The following is a 17,816-nucleotide window of genomic DNA, read 5'->3' as shown; positions in this document are numbered from 1 at the left end:
AAGTTGCGACCCCTCGTAGGGGCGATGGGGACGATTCAGGATTTCCGGGGTGACCTGCGCGGTACGTTGTTGCGACCCCTCGTAGGGGCGATGGGGACCACATGGACGCTTCCTGCACGGCGGTGAGCGCCAGGTTGCGACCCCTCGTAGGGGCGATGGGGACCCGTGGTTGTTCCGGCCCGGGGTGTGTTGGCCAGGTTGCGACCCCTCGTAGGGGCGATGGGGACGCGGATGCGCCAGCAACTCGGCAAGTCCACATGACGTTGCGACCCCTCGTAGGGGCGATGGGGACCAGCAGTCGCAGTTTGCTTATTCCCGTGCGTGACAGTTGCGACCCCTCGTAGGGGCGATGGGGACCGGCCCTTCCATGGCGATCACGTCCGGCGGCATAGTGGCAGCGTTGCGACCCCTCGTAGGGGCGATGGGGACGCACCATCCGATCCGGGTCCGCCGCCGGATATGCGGAGTTGCGACCTCTCGTAGGGGCGATGGGGACCTGCGGCCGCCGTCGCCTCGCCCATACCGCTCATATGTTGCGACCCCTCGTAGGGGCGATGGGGACCTGTCCGTGCGCGGGAATGGCGACCAGAGTCGCACGTTGCGACCCCTCGTAGGGGCGATGGGGACATCCGCGCTGCGGGTCTGCCAGTCGCCCACCAGCTGAAGGTTGCGACCCCTCGTAGGGGCGATGGGGACTCATGAATGGCATGGTCGGTTCATGAAACCCGGGATCGGGTTGCGACCCCTCGTAGGGGCGATGGGGACCCCACCGTAAAACGCCTGGTTACCAATCGTTCCGGTTGGTTGTTCTTGCCGATTTTGCAGTGAACCTCCAGTCGTGTAAGCGGGCACGGCGTGTCGCTGAAATCTCCGGGATTTGTTAGTCGGCAGTGTCCGAGTAGAGAGCTCACGCCGAATCGTCCTGATGCTCAGAGGGTATCCCCAGGCACACAGGTGCGATAGCTGTTGCACTCGTGCAATGAGGGGCCGGCGGGCTTCTTGCGGAAGGTATCCGGACTGGGGTGTTCTGCCGAGATGGCCATGGGTTCCGAACCCTCAGAGGGGTGATGCGCTTGTCGTTCAGGAATCAGTCACCCCGAACGCGAAGCAGTTGCGACCAAAGTGAATAACCGTCGACAGTCTGCCATTCGAAGGTTATGTGCTGCATGGCAATCGGGTTGATCCGATGATCGAAACTGTATGTCTTGCTTGGTGTTTGTGGTTGACGTCGGGGATTTGCGAGCCTACCGTTGCCTTGTGGCGCAGGCCACACGATCATGGCGACGGCCACCGGCAGGCAGCGCTCGACAGCGTCCGGTTCTCCTCAGCAGTTCAGAATCGGGGTATCTGATGCGGCTGCGGTTGACGTTTCACACTGGGGCTCGGGAGCTGCCGTGGGATGAGGTGTTGAAGCCTGGGCGTGCGCTGGTGTACGCGTTATTGGAAAGTGCTGCACCTGAATTCGGTGCAGACCTGCATATCAATGGATATGGGCGTTACAAAATGGCGCCTTTCGGGTACTCGGCACCGGTATTTCCGTCAGCACGTAAACAGGCGGGTACCTACCCTGTGGGCGGGCCGGGCATCCTCGAACTCGGTAGTCCGTTGCCCGAGATTGTCGAGGCGTGGGCGCGAGCTTTGGCGACGATGCCGGTCCTGGCTTGGGGCGCAACCGCATTCATTGTCGACAAGATCGAACTTCTCGAGCCTGCGGAGTTCGTGTCCGGGCGCGCGGTGTTCCGGACCAGCACACCGGTGGTGATGAAGACCTCCGGTCGGGACGACTCGGGCGTGCGGCTCACCAGGCAGGCGTGGTGCCTGCCCGGTGAGCCGGAGTGGGATGTCTATATCGAGTCCAATCTTCGCCGTAAGGCCGAAACCCTCGGCCTGCGTTCGGATGTGACGTTGGAGAAGGTCGGCTGGATCGGATCGAAGCGGTCTTTCGCTGTCGGCAGCGCGCAGGGGCCGGGTGGTAAGAAGCCGGGCGCGTGCGTCGAGGTCGATGTTTCGGGCGATCCCGAAACGCTTCAGGCGCTGCATGATTGGGGCTTAGGGCAGGCCAATTCTGCTGGTATGGGCTGGATCTGCTCGTAATCCGTGGTCTCGGCGTCGCCTCTGCGGCTGGCCCCGAAACCCGAGGAATGGGAGTGATGACCGACGCACTCATTGAGCAGCGCACGGTGGTGCTCACTGCCAGCACGTTGCAGCGAATCGGCGCTTTCGCGATCGCCGCGTTGGCGGAGCGTTCGCATCCGGAACAGCTGAGTGTCGACGAGTTCGACAAGGTCGTCGAGCTGATGACCAGTCATCTGCAGAAGACCGCCAGCGTCCCCAAACCCGCTGACCCCGGCGGCTTCTGGCTGGCTGCCAGCTACGCACTCTGGCCGAACTCTGGGATCAACCCCACGATCCGCGGCAGACAGACGGCGGCGCAACGTCGAGAGTCGATCGGCGCGTGGCGACGGCGACCGGAGGAAGCCGAGTGGCCGGGCGTGCCGTGCGCCTACTGCGATCGTGCGGCGTGCGGATGGTTCGGCAAGGTCGATATTCCACTCGGGGCCAGCGTCGAATACCGCAACACGACCGCACCTGGACAGAACGGCACACCACTGTGTTTCGCGTGTGTCGCCAGTCTGTGGGCGTTCCCCTATGGTGCGGACCTTTCGGGAGGACGCGCTGCGGCGATTCATTCCTGGGACGATGTTTTTCTCTCACGTATGACACGGATCGCGGTCGAGCGCACGCTGAGCGCCGCCGAATCTTCGGCGGCGAAGGTGAAGCACGGGCCGTATGCCCGTGAGCTGACGGTGTTGCAGCGGGTGCGTTCCTACGATCGGCGAATCCACGCCGGCGTCGAGCTGATCGTGCTCTCGAACTCCAACAAGGAGCAGTCCTTACGGGTTCAGGAGATGACGCAACCGAGCGCTCAGTGGCTCAGGACGACCGCCACTGACACCGAACGGCGCGCCGGCTATGGCGCGTTGGTTGTCGCGCAGACGGCCAAATCGGTTCCCGGCGAAGCGTTTCTGGCCAAGCGGGTGTTCGACCATCCCGTCGATGTGTTGTATCGGACCGTCAATTACCTACGGGAACGCCTCTCGGACAAGGGATCTGTTCCCGGTGAGTCGATGGTGCTCGCCCCACTTGTGAACTCCTACTGCATCGAGGTGCTCGGCATGGATGAGAAGGACGTCGCCCAAATCGGTGAGCTGGCGCAGCGGCTCGCGGCGCTGTTGGGCCAAGACTCCCGGCCCGGGCCGTTCCGGGACTTCGTGCGTGCCAACGCCAAAGGAGGGGACCTCGACGGCTGGTTCCGTTCGAACAGTGTCACCTGGTTGCTCACTGCCCGGCCTGAAGGAATGCCTCAGGTTCTGCTCTCCACCAGGGAGAGTCGGCTGCTGTTCGATGGCGACGGCCGCTGGGCGCATCGGCGGCTGCTGTTCTTCGCGGTGATCGAAGCACTCGCCGCCAGGAATTGGAAGCCAAAGGGTTCGCCTGAGGAACTCGAGGAACTCGCCGCCGAAGCCGGGAAGCCTGCCGCCGACCACCACAACGAGGAGCACTCGCGATGACATTTTTGGTAGGCAAGGTCGTACTCGAGATCAAAGCCGGTGCTCCCAATAACGGCCGGGGCGAGGACAACCGAGGGATGGTGAAGCAGTTCAGGGTGGGCCGAGACCATGTCCCGTACGTGTCTGCGCAGGCCTCGCGGCGCTGGTTGCGCGACTCGCTGCCCAGCACCGAGCCGGTCTCTCCGGTCGTCCGCAGCGGTGCGGGAAAGAAGCAGCAGGCGTACACCAGTGGGCGACCCGACCGGTACCTCGATGATGACCTCTTCGGCTACATGATCGCGATCAAAGCCGACGAAGAAGGCGCCAAGAAGGGCGAATCGAAGACCTTCATGCGCGACACAGTGCTGGCGACCGGCACCCTGGTCGCTGTCGTCCCCAACGACCCCGTCATGGACTTCGGGACGATGAGCCGGGGCTTCGGACCCGATGCCAACCCGGTCATCCACGAGCACGAGATGTACACCGCGGACCTGGCCGGTGATCTGCTACTCGATCTTCCTCGCGTCGGCACCTTCGAAATCGGTGGCAGCGCAATGAAACCCGCGATTTCCCCCACCCTGGCGGCGGAACTGCTCGCCAGCTCGGCCGAGGAGGTGTGCGTGCGTGGGGTGTCGTGTGTTCGGCTGTCGATCCAGGAACGCCGACGGCGGGTGGGCGTCTTGTTGCGGACCATGGCCGCGGTGAAAGGAGGGGCCAAGCAGTCCCTGCACTACGGTGACCGGACCCCGGGCCTGATCGTGCTGGCGCCGATCAAAGGCGGCACCAATCCCTTTACTCGCATCATTCGAAACCGTGATCACGCAACGTTTTTCGACGCCGAGATCCTGAGGGAAGAAATCGAAGCATGGAAAGACGAACTGGACGGACCTGTCCGCCTCGGCTGGGCACCAGGGTTTCTCGGCGACAGCCGTGAGAAAGCGGGCACAGATCTCGCCGATTTGATCAAGGACGAGCAGCTCACCCTCGACCATCCGCGGGTGATGTTGAACGCGCTCGCCGAGGAGTTCCTCGATGGGGCACACGATGACTGGTTCGACGATCCGGTTGCTTGATCATCGCCCTCTCCGAGGGACGTCATCTCCCGTCCGGTAACAGGAAGCTGTCATGACCCCCGCCCTGGAAATCGTCATCACCGCCCCCATTGTCAGCTTCCGCAATCCGCTCTACGACGGACTGCAGGTCGGACTCCCGTGTCCCCCGCCCTCGACGGTCGGTGGGCTGCTCGCCGCGGCGGCAGGCGGTTGGGATCGAGTCCCCGCTACGACCCGGTTTGCGATGACCTTCCATGCCGCGGGCTCCGGCACGGATCTGGAGACCTACCATCCACTCGCCATTCCAGGCACGCCCGCCAATATCACCATCAAAGACCGCGACTTCCTTGCCCTGACGACCCTCACGCTGTGGCTCGTGGAGGATCTCGATCAGTGGGGGAGAGTGTTGCGTCGTCCTGTGTGGCCGATGCGGCTGGGCCGCAGTCAGGACCTCGTCGCGGTTCATGCTCGACGTGTCGAGCTGACCGCGGGGCCCGGAACTCAGGGGCATGCGATCGTCCTGGACGGGCAGCCACATGCGGTGGGCACCCGGTTGCGTTTGACCACCGCCGTCGCCTTGGATCGTGCCCGAACACGGTGGGACGGTTACCGTTACGCACCGACGGGCGCCGGAGTCGAGCTCGATACAGGGTTGGTCACCGTGTCCGGCCAGGCCGTCGCGGTGCTGCCACCGGTTCATCCTTCACAGTTGGCGGCCCCCGTCTGAGGTCCGACCCGCTGTGCCCTCGAGCGGACGTGAATACGGCCGCCAGGCGAGTTCCTACTCCGGATTGGAGAATCTCGTGCGCGACCTGTGGGCGAAAAGCCCGCTCTCCCATCCTGATCGCCCGGCACCGCAGGGTGAACTGCTGACACACCATTTGCGGGCGACCCTCGAATCTGTGCTGCAAATTCAGGCACGTGTGGGCCGCATTCCCGGTATGCCTGAAGCGTTCTGGGTGTGGGCGGCGCTCGCCGCGCTGCTGCACGATGCCGGGAAACTCCCCGACGGCTTCCAGCGGATGGTCGGCAATAGCGTTGAGCCACCACAGAGTTGGGGTGAACGCCACGAAGTGCTGTCCCTGGGTTTCGTGGATCTGATCCTCGGCAACCTTCCGGCCGAGGACCGCCTCTGGATCGCGAGTGTGATCGCCGGGCATCATCGCGCCTTCACCGGCGGCGCCGATGCGCGCAAGCTCCCGTTGTTCACCCAGTACGGCGGCGACGGTGCCGAGATCTTCGCCGCCAAGTTTCTGCCTGCTGACCCGGGGGCTTTCACCCGGCTGTGCGAGTGGCTGCACCGCACCGCCCACGGTTTCGGGCTCCCCGCCGATTCCGATTCTCCCCGAACATCTCCGGACGTTCTCACTACTCGGGCTCACGCCGTGTTCGAGTCGCTGGTGGATCGGTGGGAATGGGCGCTGGACTTCGAGGATACCGCGCAGGGGCTCACCGCTGTTCTGCTGCTAGGTGCGGTCACCATGGCCGATCACCTCTCCTCTGGGCGCCGTCAGCTCGCCGAAAGCCAGCCTCTCACTGTCGATTACCGCGCCGCATTGGTCGACCGCCTCGCGGCCGGCGGGCATACTCTGCGACCGCAACAAGAGCAGGCAGGCCACACCAAGGGTCACCTGCTACTACGGTCCTGGACTGCCAGTGGCAAGACCGAAGGTGCTCTGCTGTGGGCCCGGACCCAGGCCACCGACCTTGCCGCCGACATCACCGGCAATCCCCGAATCTTCTATCTCCTACCCTATTTGGCCAGCATCAACGCCATGACCGACCGGCTGGGCGCTGAACTCGATGCTCCAGACATGATCGGGGTAGCCCACTCGAAGGCCGCCTCCTACCACCTGGCCCGTTCACTGGCCGATGGCAATGACGACTACGGCGGCAACGCCCATGCCGCGCGCAAGGCATATTCCCGGCAGCAAGCGACACGCAATTTCCGGGAACTGCTGCGCGTCGGTACGCCCTATCAGCTCCTGCGCGGTGCCCTCGCTGGACCCATCCACTCGAGTATCCTTGCCGACAGCGCGAATTCGGTGTTCGTCCTGGACGAGCTGCATGCCTTCGACGCGCGCCGCTTGGGCATGATCCTGGCCATGATGCGCCTGTGGGAACGGATCGGCGGACGCATCGCGGTGCTGTCGGCGACCATGCCCACCGCCCTGATCGAACTGGTCCGCGCCAGTCTGCGGCAACCGGTTCGGCTGGTCGAAGCTCCCGCCGATGGCGGCGCACCGGTGCGCCATCGCATCGAGATCCGGACAGCGCACCTCACCTCCGCGACCTCGGTTGCCGAGATCCGGGACGAGCTAGTCGCTGGCCGGTCGGTGCTGGTGGTCGCGAACAACGTCAAAGATGCTGTCCACCTTTACGAAATGCTCGCACCCATCTGTACCCAGCTCCACGGTGAGGACTCGGCGTACCTGCTGCATTCGCGATTCAAACGCGAGCACCGAAATGCCATCGAGGCCATGGTCCTGGAACGATTCGCAGTCGGTGCCCCCCGTCGACCCGGGCTGATGGTCGGCACCCAGGTGCTGGAGGTTTCACTGAACATCGACCTGGACTCGTGCCACACCTCCGCCGCCGACCTGGAAGCCCTGCTCCAACGGTTCGGGCGCGCCAACCGGATCGGCGCACTCCCCGCAGTACCCGTTGTCATCCATGAACCTGCCTACGCACAACGCCACTCCGGCGGCGAAATATGGGCCGATGGTGTCTACGAGGAGGTACCGACGCGGCTGGCGTGGGAGATCCTGACCCGGCACAACGGACAGCTCGTCGACGAAAACGGCACTACCGCTTGGCTGGACGAGGTGTACGGCAGTGAATGGGGTAAGCAATGGAGAGCCTCTGTCGACCGCTATCGTGACGACTTCGAGCGCGGGTTCCTCACCTTCGCCCAACCCTTCGACGACCGGTCCGCCCTTGCCGACAGATTCGACGAGAACTTCGACGGCACCGAAGCAATCCTCACCGAGGACCGCGACAAGTACGCAGCGGCACTCACCGAAACCGGCAACGACAAAACCGCCGGCAGACTCCTCGCCGACCGATACCTCATCCCCATGCCCCACTGGGCCAGTCAGCTGACCCAATACGAAAAAGACCTCAATGTCCGCGTCATCGATGGCGAATACGACCCCGAACTCGGACTGCTCACGGTACGGGGGCCGGCACGGCAAACCTACCGCGCGGGATGGGTCTTGTGATCGGCCGTGAGGACGTGGCCGGTGTCCACATCAAGTACCTCTACCACTGCCATCGACAGCTCTGGCTGTACCTGCGTGGCATCCGCCCCGAACATCTCAGTGCCGCTGTGCAATTGGGTGAAGCTGTCCACGACACCGCCTACACGCGCCACTCACCCATTGATCTCGGTGCCGCCCAGCTCGACTTCGTCGATAACGAATACTGGGTTCACGAGGTGAAGTCCTCTTCCCGGCCACAAGAGGCGGACCGAGCTCAAGGGCTGCACTACTGCCAACAACTTCGCCGCATCGGTGTCGAGGCCCAGGGCGCGGTGTTGCACTACCCCAGAACCCGTCGCACACAACGCTTCCCGTACACCCCATCAGCTGCGATTCGAGCCGAAGCCGACATCGACGCGGTACTGGTCGTGGCCGATGCCGCGACCTCCCCGGACCGGCTCGCTCGAACTTCCTGCCGTGGCTGCAGTTTCACCGACTATTGCTGGACGGAGTGAAATGGCCGCCGCCACACGTACCTATTGGCTGACCAGTCCCTGCCGCATCCGCCGCAAGGACCAATCGCTCATCATCGAGCGGGAGAACGGCACCAAAATCCATTTCCCTGTCACCGATGTTCGAGACATCGTTGCCTGTGCGGAGATCGACATCAACACCGCTGTGGTCTCCTTGCTCAACCATCACCGCATCAACATTCATTTTCTGAGCTACTACGGTGACTATGCGGGCTCGTTGCTCACCTCCGAGACCAGCACTTCCGGGGAAACCGTTCTCGCGCAAGCCGACATCGCCCACGACTTCGGGGCGCGCATGGAGATCGCCCGCAGCATTGTCGATGCCCTGCGTGTCAGGGTGAGGTGAGTCCACCGGCTCGGAGCCAATCGGGTAGATGCAGGGCGAGAGACGGATCGATATTTCATGACCAGGACAAGCACCACGGTGGCCGAAGGCCACAATGGGCGGATGGGTTCTCGAGGGCCGCGTGGTGACGAGCCGAAGCGGCGGCGTGCGTTCAGCGCGGCGGACAAGTTGGCGTATCTGCAGGCCTACGAGCAGGCGATCGAACACGGCGACGGTGGCGGGTATCTGCGGCGAGAAGGGCTGTATTCCTCGCAGATCAGCGAGTGGCGCAAGCAACGCGACGCGGGAGTCCTGTCCGGGAAGAAGCCGGGCGAGAAGGTCGGCAAACTCACCGCCGAGCAAGCCGAAATCGCTCGCCTGACAGCGGAATTGGCGCGTGCGAACAAACGCCTCGTTACCACCGAGGCCGCCCTGGACATCATGGGAAAAGCACACGCTCTCTTGGAATCTCTCTCCGAGAGAGCGGATTCGCAAGAGAAGCGCAGACAGCGCTGACCACCGCGTACACGTCGTTGACCGAGGTCGGAGCCGGAACTCGGCGTGCGGCGGTGTTGACCGGGCTGGTGCGTTCCACCGCGATCCGCCGCCGCAACGCGGCCGCGGGACCGAGTTCGGTTTTTCGGCAACCGGTTTCGGATCCGGTGAACAAGCTCTCCGAGTTCGAGCGCCGCAAGATCTTGGAGGTGCTGGGCAGTCCCGGGTTCGTCGATCTGGCGCCGTTGCAGGTCTTCGCTCAGCTCCTGGACGAGGGCACCTACCTGTGTTCGGTGTCCACGATGTATCGGGTGTTGCGGGAAAACAAGCAGGTCAAGGAGCGTCGAAGGTTGGCGCGCCATCCGAGCAAGGTGTGTCCGGAGTTGGTCGCCACCGCACCGAGGCAGGTGTATTCGTGGGACATCACCAAGCTCGCGGGCCCGGTCAAGGGACAATATTTCGATGCCTACGTGATGATCGACATCTACTCCCGCTATATCGTCGGGGTCCATGTCCACAATCATGAATCCGGTGTTCTGGCAACAGAATTGATGAAGGAGATCTTCGGAGTCCACGGGATCCCGCAGGTCGTGCACGCCGATCGGGGCACCTCGATGACCAGCAAAACCGTCGCCGCTCTACTGGCCGATCTCGAGGTCACCCGCTCGCATTCACGACCGCGGGTGTCCAATGACAACCCCTACTCCGAAGCACTGTTCAAGACCCTGAAATACGGGCCGGAGTTCCCCGAACGCTTCGGATCACTCACCACCGCAAGAGGATTCATGGATTCCTTCGCCGACTGGTACAACCACGAACACCGCCACACCGGCATCGGCCTACACACCCCCGCCGACGTCCACTACGGGCTGGCCACCGACAAGGCCGCCGAACGGGCAGCCGTGCTCGCCCAGGCCCGCGCGCGGCACCCACACCGCTTCGGCACCACAACGACACCGAAGATCCTCGACCTACCCGACACCGCCTGGATCAACCGACCAACCCAAGACACCACCCAGGAGACCGACACGACAGCCGCTTAACACCCGCTGGACTCATCCACCTTGAAAAATTCCGGAAAGGCAAGGTAATTACCCGCATCCAGGCATATCCCGGCGCCTCGGTGATCGGTGGCCGGTCGGTTCTTGGTGCTGGATGGTCGTTTCTCGATGAGTCGCAGCATGATTCGCCAATCCACTGGGGGTGAAGGAGCGCCGGAACTTGCCGGGACGATGGGCGGCCGACTGCTCGCCATGGCACAGCACGCACCAGAATTCGCCGGAGAGGCCGCCGCGAAGATCGACCGAGCAATAGCCCACCGGCGTCCAGATCGATGGCGCAGCAGCGTCCTCGACAAGCTTGCCGAGGCCCGTCTCATCGAGGGCGAATTCGCCGAGGCTTGTCGTGTCGGGCACCAGGCACTGACCGATGCCGAGAAGACCGGGTCGGACCGGGTTCGTGTCCAATTGCGCGAGATGTACACCAGGACCGAGAAACCGTCTAATGTGCGATCTATGGCCGCCCTGCGTGACAGGATGCGCCCGTTGCTCGCGAGCACGATATAGAAGTAGGCATGACACGCATCGGCGTCACAGGGCACGTGAACGTCACCGAGGATTTGATTCCACTGGTCTACGCGGACATCGCTCTAATTCTCGCGGACGCAGGCGATCCGACGGACCTCGTTGGTATCAGCTGCATCGCTCGTGGTGCCGACAGCGTGTTTGCGCAAGCTGTCCTCGACGCCGGTGGCCACCTGGAAGTTGTTCTGCCGTCACGGAACTACCGCGAGCGAAAGGTGAAGCTCGACCACGTAGAGAAGTTCGATGAGCTTGTCGCGCGAGCGACGACCGTGCGGGTGATGGACTATGACGAGGTAGGTCGAGACGCGTACGAGGCGGCGAACGAGGCAGTGGTTGGCACCGCCGATCGCCTCATCGCGGTTTGGGACAGCAAGCCCAGCGAAAAGGGCGGTACTGGAACAGTTGTCGAGCTGGCTCGAGCCAAAGGTGTTCCGGTCGAGATCATCTGGCCGGACGGCGCTGCCCGACGTTGATCAGTATCGGTCGTCGAGATCGTAGTTTTTTTGAATTCAATACTGGTTGCCAAAGAGTTGTACATGCCGAGTAGGCCCTAGTCAGGGCCCATCGTGATCGAGACACGCCCCAAGCTCGATGGCATGCGGTTCGAGACTGCACAATCGGCTACCGTGCTGCGCTGTGTCGTTGCTGATGTTGCTCCGCCGCCCGCCGATCGCGGCGATCTGGACCGCACAGCTGCTGAGCATCCTCGGCGACCGCTTCTATGCCTTGGCGATCATGTGGGTTGCACTGCAACTCTCCGGACCGGTCGCCATGGGCGCGGTCGCCATCTCCGAAAGTGTGCCGTTCATCCTGATCGGAACCTTCGGCGCTGCACTGCTGCACCGGTGCGCGACATTCCGGATACTCGCCGGTATCGACGCTGTGCGCGTGCTGCTGGTGATCGCGGTACCCGTGGTGTGGAACATCGGCGGCACCGTGGCGGTGCTGGCGGTCGCGATGATCCTTGGCGCGTTCGCAGCGGTCTTCGATCCGTCTCTCGGCGCGCTGGTGCCGGATCTGGTCAGCGAAGCGGAGCGGCCTGCGCTGGTCGCGGCTATGGACCTCAACGGACGCATTGCTCGGATCGCGGGTCCAGCGCTCGCTGGCGTGCTGCTGCTGATCCTGCCCATCAACAGTTTGTTCGCTGCGGACGCTGCCACATTCGCGGTATCGGTGCTCGCCCTGGTGTTCCTGGCCAGGACAGCCACCTCGGCCGCGGCGACCGCATCGGCGGCCCCCGGCGCACCTTCAGCCGCGCCGAAGCGGGCGAGCGCGCGGGCACTGCTGCGCGAATCTCCCGTGCTGCGCGCGGCGTTCCTCGTGCACGCCGCAGGGTTGTTCCTCACCGCCCTGCCCGGCATCGGGCTGCCGTTGTTGTTGGCTCACCAGCTCGGCGCGAGCCCCGCCGCATACGGGTGGGTGCTCACCGCCACCGGAACCGCGGGGCTGATCGGCAACCTCACTGCGTCCAGGATCCAGCCGACGGCGGCGGCGTTCCTGCCGCGATTCTGTGCCGCGTGGGCGGTCGCCGGTGCCCTGCTCGCTGCGACCGGCGCGGCTAACAGCCTGGTGCTGGTGTTGGTGTTCGCGAGCCTGTCGGGGTTCGTGACCCCGTTCATTTCGATCACACTGGGCACGCAGTTGGCCGCGTATCCTCGCCCCGCGCGGTTGCGGTTGATGTCGATCAATCACACCGTGATGCGCACTGCGGGCACTGCGGGCATGGCGATCATTCCGGTCCTCATCGCGTCGGCACCCGCACGCGGATTCATCCTCGGCGGTACATCGCTGACTGTTGTGGCGGTTACGGCTTGGGTGATCTCGGCGACCGTGGCACGCGCGCCCATCGCACGCAGCGTGCGGGTGACGGAGGTTGCCTCCGCCACCCGCACGAATTCAACTGATCAGGCCGCCTGAGCGGTATCGACCAGGTAGTGCACGACCTCCACATCATCGACTGTCAGGCCGAGCATGTCGTAGATGCGCTTGTGCATCACCGAGAGGTAGGCACCGGCGCGGTCGGCGTAGAACTCCGGGTCGTACCAAGCGACACCGAGCAGTACCCAGCCGCCGCCGGTGACACTGTCCGGGTCGACCTTGAACCATGTCGACTGCCAGTCCCACAGCATCAGTTCTTGCGGGCGGTTGCGCAGCTTGTCGTCGGACTGGCGCAGGGCTTCGATCACCGCAGCGGCGATCTCGGCGGTGCGGCAGTGGTAGCTGCACTCGGACTTGGCGAACAGGGTTTTGTTGGCGCGGCGCGGTGTGCCGGGGCCTTCTCCCTCCAATACCCGCACCAGGGTGACAGGGTTCGCGGGGATGATGGTGTCGAGCGTCGGTGAAATGGTTGGTGCCGACATGGTGTTCTCCCTACCAAGATTGGCAAATAGGGTTCTTCGGTTCTTCTGTTCTTCCGCAACGTCTTTGACGGTTACGGAAGTCTGAGGGGCTGCCAACCCTCGCGGGTGGTAGCCGAGCCGCGCAGGTATGCGCTGCGGCGGGCGTAGACGATGTTCAAGCCGATTCGCGGGCGGTGCGTCGAGTTCATGCCTGAGCGGTGCAGCAGCCGGGTATCGAACAGCAGTGCCTCGCCCGCTGTCGTTGGCACCGTGGTGAATTCGCAGTCGGTCAGGCGGGGGTCGTCGTGTGCGGCCAGCGCCCCGGAGTCATCGAAGTCGTGCGGCAGATATCCCCAACGATGGGATCCGACCGAGAACTGCAGTGCGCCAGCGGCTTCGGGCGCGTTGCTGATCGAGAGCCAACACGACACCGACCGGACCGGGTCGAGTTCGATATCGACACTGACCCCGTCCTGATGCATCGGCACTTCGGTGCGGTCCTCGGGCCACTTGGTCACCAGGAATGTTTGATCGATACCGGCCTCAGGCCCGATCAGCCCGGCGACCCGACTGATCACTGTCGGGGCCTGAACCAAATCCTGCGCCCATGCCTCGCTCAGATGGGGATTGCGCACCACCGCGGTACGGCTCGGACTGGGCACTGAGCCGAGGTAGTGCGCCAGCGCCCGCGCGGCCTGGCTGGTTGTCCACTGGATAGGTGGCAGGTATCCGCGTTGCCCGAACAGGCTGGGTGTCGAACGCCGCGTCAGATGCGTCATTGGTGTTTGTCCTTCGGGAACAGGGGCTGGCCGTCGACCACTTCGGCCACAAGGTCGGTCCATCGGCCAGCCATCACAGCCAGCTCCTGCCATGCGGTGTGCACGTCTTCATCGACGCTGTCGCATTGGCGCAGAAGTTCATTCGCCGTGACTTGGGCCAGCGCCATCCGTGCGATCAGCTCACCGAGCGATTCACCGACCCTGGCCGGATGCGGGGCGTTCTGGCGCACCCACGTATCGACCGAGTCGATCAGCACGCGACTGGCCGACGTGAACCCCTGCCAACCGGGATTGCGACGGTCTGCTTGGTTGAGTTCAGCCAACGCTCGCGCGCACGCGGTGATCGGATGTGCGTCCGGTTCCTCACCGAGGTGGCCACAGAATGCTGCGAATAACTCGTGCCAGTCCGGCAGGATCGGCCGAATAGGCCTGTCCTCAACGACCCGGCGACCCCGCTTCGCGGCTTCGCCGATCACGATCGGCAGCCGGTCGAGGCGGCGCGCTCCCGCGCGAGGCGCGCTTGGATGTCGGCCACGGTGAGCCGATCCTCCGGTGGATCCCAGGCAGGCTGGAGTAGCTGAGCAACGCAGCCTGAGAGCAAGACGACAATGGCCAATGAGATGAGCACCAAAGACATTCGGGCCTCCCTTGTGGAAGCACCCGGCGTCAACCGTCTGTCAGGATCAGGTAACCCGAGCAATTGAACTACCTGGTCCGCACGGTGTGAGGTTGATTCCACACGGTCGACGCCGGATGCCTATTGAGGGTCGCGCAGCCCTGACTTGAATCCCACCGCACAAACTCGCGTGGAACTCGTAGGAAACTCGTAGGGTTTGGTCACGGACCGTTGCGCGTGTGAGTGGGGAACACGAATGATCATCGGTGGATGGACTCGTATTGAGATTCGCTCGCTGCGTGCTGCACTGCGCATGTCGCAGAGCGAATTCGCTTTTGCCATGGGGTATTCGGTTCACGCGGTGCAGCGGTGGGAACATCTGAGAGTGGGGCATGCCTTGCGTGGCAAGTCCCCGGCGGATCTCGATGCCCAGCTCGAACGTCTCGATGAACGGCAGTTACGTCGGTTCGAAGCTGAGTTGGCCAACCGCTATGCAGCGTTGCCTGCGGGCAGCGACGGTAGGGAGTTCGCGGTCGATGAGAGGGATGATGTGAAGCGGCGGCAGTTCGGGAAGTTAGGCGCTGCGGTGGGTGCTGCCTGGGCAGCGCCTGGTTGGGGGATCAGTGCGGACGCAGCCCGTTTCGGGGTGGGCGATGCGCGAGCGTTGATGGCAGCGATCGATGATCTCGGTACGCGTGAGCAGCGGGTAGGTGGGGTTTCTCTGGTCGATGAGGCTCTGGTCGGGGTGGCCAAAGCGCAGGCCATGCTCGACGGATGTGTCTACGACGATCAGGCGGGACAGGAAATGCGTACGGCGGCAGGCAATTTGGCTTGCCTGGCCGGATGGATGGCATTCGATTCCGCAGCGCACCCTTTGGCGAGGCATTGCTACAACGAAGCGCTGGCGCTGGCCAACGAGGCTGACGACGATGACCTCACCGCGCACGTCTGCCTCAACTCTGCATTGCAGATCGCTGCTCTCAGCCGAAGCGGGCACGCGCGCCCGCAACGGGCGTTGGTGATGGTCAGCCGGGCCCGCGACCTGATGCGCGGGCGACCCCCGGGACGCATCCACGCGCTGATCGCGATGCGTGAGGCCATGGCCCACGCTGTTGCTGCGGACAGCCAGGGATTCTCTCGGGCGATGGCAACAGCATGGCGCGAACTCGACCATGCGATCGACCATGAACCGATCGCCGAATGCCCGCGGTGGCTGCGGTTCGTGACACCGACCGAAGCACTACATCAGGAATCGCGCGGCCTCAGCGATCTCGGCGAGTTCACCAGATCTGCCGAGCTGTCGACCGCGGCGGTCAACGAGGTCGCCGGCACTCGCAACGCCACCTTCTATCAAGCATGGGACGCCGTGACGCGGGTGAAGGTCGGTGACTCGGATGGTGCGATAGCCAGCGGTAAGGCCGTACTGGAAGCCATGCGAGCCAAGTCGGTGGAGTCCACGCGGACTTTGAAGGCATTGATGCCAGTGCGTAACGCTGTGCGTGAGCCCGAGACAGAGCAATTCGCACTGGACTTCGATCAACTCAGCAAGGCGGTGGCATTGTCATGACCATTGGGCAGCAGCATCTTCCGGCCGGAATCCGGTTCGAGCGCTTCGACGCAGCCACTGCGCGCGACCACCGCGCCGACGTGGAGGAGATATTCCGTCGCGCGTACGTGGAGGAGATTGCCTCCGGTCGTGCGTTCGCCTCACCTGAGGCATTCATGACCCGATTCGATGCCTACGTTTCCCCCTCGCGGGCAAGCGGTTTCGAGATGGTGATGGCGCTGTGGGACGACCAGCTGGCCGGGCAGGCGTGGGGCTGGCCGTTAGGGGAAGGGACCGCGTGGTGGGGTGGGCTCGAACTCGACGCTGATGACAATGTCAGCGAGTTCACCGCAGAGGACGGAACCCGAACCTTCGCGCTCTCGGAAATCATGGTGTGTCACGAATTCACCGGCAAGGGCTTGGCCCGCGCGCTGCATGATGCCCTGCTGCAGGGACGACATGAACGACGCGCGACGCTGCTGGTCCGCCCGGGCAACACCCGCGCGTATCAGACCTATCTGCGGTGGGGCTGGGAGCGTGTCGGAACACTGCGCCCAAGCTGGCCGGACGCACCTCAGTTCGATGTGCTGATCAAGATCCTGCGCACCGAGTAGGCGAAGGTCAGTACCTGTCGTCGCCATCGCGGCGATACGGCTTCACCTTGTCACCCGTCGCCGATGGCCTCGATCAGATCGAGGATGCGGCCCGTCACCGCGGCTTCCGGCTCGCCTGATCGATAGTCGACGGCAGCCGAATTGAGAACGTGCACAATCATTTCCACTTCATCGCGACTCGGCGGCGGGTCAAGAGTCGCACTCACCGCGGCGTGCACATCGGCCGCGCCGAGTTCCAATGCGGCAATCACCAGCCAGCCCACCTATCAAGGGTAACGCCAGCTTTCGCACGAGCCTGCAGCAGCCGATTGACGAGATGCTGTTTGTCTCGGGCAGGCAGGGCACGCCAGTCGTCGTCATCGAGAATGCTGGTCACCTTCACCATTCTCACGGACACTTGACCTCACGCCCGGCCAACATACGATGTTGTCAGTTTTATCGGTGCCAGGGATCACATTCGCTGCGGCCAGGTCTGGAACTCCGACAACTCTATCTACTCGGCGGATAGTCCTATTTCCGGATCGAGGTTCGCCGATTTCTAATATCAGCAGCGTGGCGTTGAACGATTTTAGCGTGTGGATGATTTCGATGTTTCAGCTGTAGATTCAGTCCATCGATCTCATACCCTAAACCGTACTGTGAAACACCGCTCACCCCTGGAAGCTCGTAATACGACTTCTTGGCTTGCAAATAGGAATATATCGACGCAAGAAAGGCAATAACACCTAGAACTATACAGTAGAACCCAAGCGATATCAGGCCGCTCACATACCCCTTTCGCTCATCAAGGACTGCCCCCCACCCAAGGGAAACGCAGGCCAGTAGCGATACAAACGCGAGAAGTCCACCGGACACGGACAGTCCGATATTTCGATGAGCTTGCGTCTCCTTCTGAGCAAACAAACGTAGTCGAACGTCCACATAATCGCGTAGCCATTCCTTCATCGGGTCAGCGTCGTCTAGCAGGTTCGCAATTTCCAGATCAGTCTTGAGTGCATCCCACTTGCCATGCCTGTTGCGCGCAAAGTGGGCAGAATAGCGAACAGCGAGGGCGCCGATGATACCTGCAGTTATGGTTGCAGCCGCGGGCGTATAATCGTTCCATGGCATTTGCACACTCCCATCAAGGTTGGAATGCTACGCAGCAGCCATGCGGCTGAGGCCTATGACGATCCTTCCCGAT

At 63.2% G+C, this 17,816-nt stretch carries 19 protein-coding genes and 1 CRISPR repeat array (1 of these 20 running past the window's edge); of the genes, 13 read left to right on the top strand and 6 right to left on the bottom strand.

Annotated elements, in window-relative coordinates:
• Positions 1 to 765: a CRISPR direct-repeat array (repeat unit 30 nt; unit sequence GTTGCGACCCCTCGTAGGGGCGATGGGGAC) (it extends 461 nt beyond the left edge of the window).
• A gap of 585 nt (positions 766 to 1,350) precedes the next feature.
• The 11 genes from OHB26_RS00375 to OHB26_RS00325 all read left to right on the top strand — a co-directional run bounded on the left by OHB26_RS00375 (position 1,351) and on the right by OHB26_RS00325 (position 12,656).
• On the top strand, positions 1,351 to 2,094 hold the full coding sequence (locus tag OHB26_RS00375) for a CRISPR-associated endoribonuclease Cas6 (RefSeq protein ID WP_330182253.1): 744 nt from the start codon (positions 1,351 to 1,353) through the stop codon (positions 2,092 to 2,094).
• A gap of 56 nt (positions 2,095 to 2,150) precedes the next feature.
• Positions 2,151 to 3,572, top strand: a complete 1,422-nt coding sequence (locus OHB26_RS00370) for a hypothetical protein (protein ID WP_330182252.1) — start codon at positions 2,151 to 2,153, stop codon at positions 3,570 to 3,572.
• A complete protein-coding gene (gene cas7i, locus OHB26_RS00365) occupies positions 3,569 to 4,624 on the top strand; it encodes a type I-B CRISPR-associated protein Cas7/Cst2/DevR (RefSeq protein WP_330182251.1) in 1,056 nt (351 codons plus the stop codon). Before OHB26_RS00370 ends, cas7i begins: the two co-directional genes overlap by 4 nt.
• Positions 4,625 to 4,676: 52 nt before the next feature.
• On the top strand, positions 4,677 to 5,330 hold the full coding sequence (cas5, locus tag OHB26_RS00360) for a CRISPR-associated protein Cas5 (protein ID WP_330182250.1): 654 nt from the start codon (positions 4,677 to 4,679) through the stop codon (positions 5,328 to 5,330).
• A 13-nt stretch (positions 5,331 to 5,343) separates the two neighbouring features.
• Positions 5,344 to 7,824: a CRISPR-associated helicase Cas3' gene (gene cas3, locus OHB26_RS00355; protein WP_330182249.1), complete on the top strand. Its 2,481-nt coding sequence runs from the start codon at positions 5,344 to 5,346 to the stop codon at positions 7,822 to 7,824.
• Positions 7,821 to 8,318 (top strand): CRISPR-associated protein Cas4, encoded by a 498-nt coding sequence (locus OHB26_RS00350; RefSeq protein WP_330182248.1) that lies wholly within the window; start codon positions 7,821 to 7,823, stop codon positions 8,316 to 8,318. The genes cas3 and OHB26_RS00350 overlap by 4 nt, the downstream gene beginning before the upstream one ends.
• A gap of 1 nt (position 8,319) precedes the next feature.
• On the top strand, positions 8,320 to 8,682 hold the full coding sequence (gene cas1 / locus OHB26_RS00345; RefSeq protein ID WP_330182247.1) for a CRISPR-associated endonuclease Cas1: 363 nt from the start codon (positions 8,320 to 8,322) through the stop codon (positions 8,680 to 8,682).
• A 102-nt stretch (positions 8,683 to 8,784) separates the two neighbouring features.
• A protein-coding gene (locus OHB26_RS00340) for an IS3 family transposase (protein ID WP_330185432.1) occupies positions 8,785 to 10,199 on the top strand; the annotation gives its coding sequence in 2 pieces (ribosomal slippage) (positions 8,785 to 9,157 and positions 9,157 to 10,199; 1,416 coding nt in all).
• An 87-nt stretch (positions 10,200 to 10,286) separates the two neighbouring features.
• Positions 10,287 to 10,721 carry a hypothetical protein gene (locus OHB26_RS00335; protein WP_330182246.1) on the top strand — a complete coding sequence of 145 codons (435 nt, stop codon included), beginning with the start codon at positions 10,287 to 10,289 and terminating at the stop codon, positions 10,719 to 10,721.
• Between the two features lie 8 nt (positions 10,722 to 10,729).
• Entirely contained in the window at positions 10,730 to 11,212 is a 483-nt protein-coding gene (locus tag OHB26_RS00330) for a hypothetical protein (RefSeq protein WP_330182245.1), read from the top strand.
• 163 nt (positions 11,213 to 11,375) lie between these two features.
• The gene (locus tag OHB26_RS00325; protein WP_330182244.1) at positions 11,376 to 12,656 is read left to right on the top strand and encodes an MFS transporter; all 1,281 of its coding nucleotides are present in this window, start codon (positions 11,376 to 11,378) and stop codon (positions 12,654 to 12,656) included.
• Here OHB26_RS00325 and OHB26_RS00320 read toward each other — a convergent pair.
• The 4 genes from OHB26_RS00320 to OHB26_RS00305 form a co-directional block, all read right to left on the bottom strand.
• A complete protein-coding gene (locus OHB26_RS00320; RefSeq protein WP_330182243.1) occupies positions 12,644 to 13,099 on the bottom strand; it encodes a hypothetical protein in 456 nt (151 codons plus the stop codon). The two genes, OHB26_RS00325 and OHB26_RS00320, sit on opposite strands and share 13 nt — an antisense overlap.
• Before the next feature lie 71 nt (positions 13,100 to 13,170).
• Positions 13,171 to 13,857 carry a phytanoyl-CoA dioxygenase family protein gene (locus OHB26_RS00315; protein ID WP_330182242.1) on the bottom strand — a complete coding sequence of 229 codons (687 nt, stop codon included), beginning with the start codon at positions 13,855 to 13,857 and terminating at the stop codon, positions 13,171 to 13,173.
• Positions 13,854 to 14,333, bottom strand: coding sequence for a hypothetical protein (locus OHB26_RS00310; RefSeq protein ID WP_330182241.1), 480 nt, complete (start codon positions 14,331 to 14,333; stop codon positions 13,854 to 13,856). The genes OHB26_RS00315 and OHB26_RS00310 overlap by 4 nt, the downstream gene beginning before the upstream one ends.
• On the bottom strand, positions 14,330 to 14,494 hold the full coding sequence (locus OHB26_RS00305; RefSeq protein WP_330182240.1) for a hypothetical protein: 165 nt from the start codon (positions 14,492 to 14,494) through the stop codon (positions 14,330 to 14,332). Before OHB26_RS00305 ends, OHB26_RS00310 begins: the two co-directional genes overlap by 4 nt.
• A 235-nt stretch (positions 14,495 to 14,729) precedes the next feature.
• Here OHB26_RS00305 and OHB26_RS00300 point away from each other — a divergent pair, with 235 nt between their 5' ends.
• Both OHB26_RS00300 and OHB26_RS00295 read left to right on the top strand, forming a co-directional pair.
• The gene (locus OHB26_RS00300; protein WP_330182239.1) at positions 14,730 to 16,040 is read left to right on the top strand and encodes a helix-turn-helix domain-containing protein; all 1,311 of its coding nucleotides are present in this window, start codon (positions 14,730 to 14,732) and stop codon (positions 16,038 to 16,040) included.
• Entirely contained in the window at positions 16,037 to 16,633 is a 597-nt protein-coding gene (locus tag OHB26_RS00295; RefSeq protein WP_330182238.1) for a GNAT family N-acetyltransferase, read from the top strand. The genes OHB26_RS00300 and OHB26_RS00295 overlap by 4 nt, the downstream gene beginning before the upstream one ends.
• A 50-nt stretch (positions 16,634 to 16,683) precedes the next feature.
• On the opposite strand, the gene OHB26_RS00290 is transcribed toward OHB26_RS00295, so the two are convergent.
• Together OHB26_RS00290 and OHB26_RS00285 are read right to left on the bottom strand one after the other, a co-directional pair.
• A complete protein-coding gene (locus tag OHB26_RS00290; RefSeq protein ID WP_330182237.1) occupies positions 16,684 to 16,896 on the bottom strand; it encodes a hypothetical protein in 213 nt (70 codons plus the stop codon).
• Positions 16,897 to 17,143: 247 nt separating this feature from the next.
• Entirely contained in the window at positions 17,144 to 17,743 is a 600-nt protein-coding gene (locus OHB26_RS00285) for a hypothetical protein (protein ID WP_330182236.1), read from the bottom strand.
• Positions 17,744 to 17,816: the final 73 nt, after the last annotated feature.

Origin of the sequence: Nocardia sp. NBC_01503, assembly GCF_036327755.1 — a bacterium.
Taxonomy (GTDB): domain Bacteria; phylum Actinomycetota; class Actinomycetes; order Mycobacteriales; family Mycobacteriaceae; genus Nocardia.
The sequence above is the reverse complement of the archived record's forward strand: the minus strand, read 5'-3'. Positions and strand labels throughout refer to the sequence as shown.

Excerpts from the sequence above, each read along its gene's own strand:
- OHB26_RS00285 (WP_330182236.1), bottom strand. The coding sequence starts at position 17,743 with ATGCCATGGAACGATTATACGCCCGCGGCTGCAACCATAACTGCAGGT.
- OHB26_RS00370 (WP_330182252.1), top strand. The coding sequence starts at position 2,151 with ATGACCGACGCACTCATTGAGCAGCGCACGGTGGTGCTCACTGCCAGC.
- OHB26_RS00330 (WP_330182245.1), top strand. The coding sequence starts at position 10,730 with ATGACACGCATCGGCGTCACAGGGCACGTGAACGTCACCGAGGATTTG.
- OHB26_RS00295 (WP_330182238.1), top strand. The coding sequence starts at position 16,037 with ATGACCATTGGGCAGCAGCATCTTCCGGCCGGAATCCGGTTCGAGCGC.
- OHB26_RS00320 (WP_330182243.1), bottom strand. The coding sequence starts at position 13,099 with ATGTCGGCACCAACCATTTCACCGACGCTCGACACCATCATCCCCGCG.
- OHB26_RS00305 (WP_330182240.1), bottom strand. The coding sequence starts at position 14,494 with ATGTCTTTGGTGCTCATCTCATTGGCCATTGTCGTCTTGCTCTCAGGC.
- cas7i (WP_330182251.1), top strand. The coding sequence starts at position 3,569 with ATGACATTTTTGGTAGGCAAGGTCGTACTCGAGATCAAAGCCGGTGCT.
- OHB26_RS00315 (WP_330182242.1), bottom strand. The coding sequence starts at position 13,857 with ATGACGCATCTGACGCGGCGTTCGACACCCAGCCTGTTCGGGCAACGC.
- cas5 (WP_330182250.1), top strand. The coding sequence starts at position 4,677 with ATGACCCCCGCCCTGGAAATCGTCATCACCGCCCCCATTGTCAGCTTC.
- OHB26_RS00375 (WP_330182253.1), top strand. The coding sequence starts at position 1,351 with ATGCGGCTGCGGTTGACGTTTCACACTGGGGCTCGGGAGCTGCCGTGG.
- cas1 (WP_330182247.1), top strand. The coding sequence starts at position 8,320 with ATGGCCGCCGCCACACGTACCTATTGGCTGACCAGTCCCTGCCGCATC.
- OHB26_RS00300 (WP_330182239.1), top strand. The coding sequence starts at position 14,730 with ATGATCATCGGTGGATGGACTCGTATTGAGATTCGCTCGCTGCGTGCT.